At 48.8% G+C, this 281-nt stretch carries 1 rRNA gene; it reads right to left on the reverse strand.

Going from position 1 to position 281, the window contains the following annotated elements:
• Positions 1-281, reverse strand: a 16S ribosomal RNA gene (locus AACV02_RS30080); the annotation flags it as partial.

Consider the following 281-nt stretch of genomic DNA (forward strand, 5'->3'; position numbering starts at 1 on the left):
AACAGCCGGACTACACGGGTTTCTAATCCTGTTTGATCCCCACGCTTTCGTGCCTCAGCGTCAATAACACCATAGTAAGCTGCCTTCGCAATCGGTGTTCTGTGACATATCTATGCATTTCACCGCTACTTGTCACATTCCGCCTACCTCTAGTGTATTCAAGCTCATCAGTATCAAGGGCACTGCGATGGTTGAGCCACCGTCTTTCACCCCTGACTTAATAAGCCGCCTACGCACCCTTTAAACCCAATAAATCCGGATAACGCTTGGATCCTCCGTAT

Source organism: Pseudomonas sp. Larv2_ips, assembly GCF_963879675.1.
Taxonomy (GTDB): domain Bacteria; phylum Pseudomonadota; class Gammaproteobacteria; order Pseudomonadales; family Pseudomonadaceae; genus Aquipseudomonas.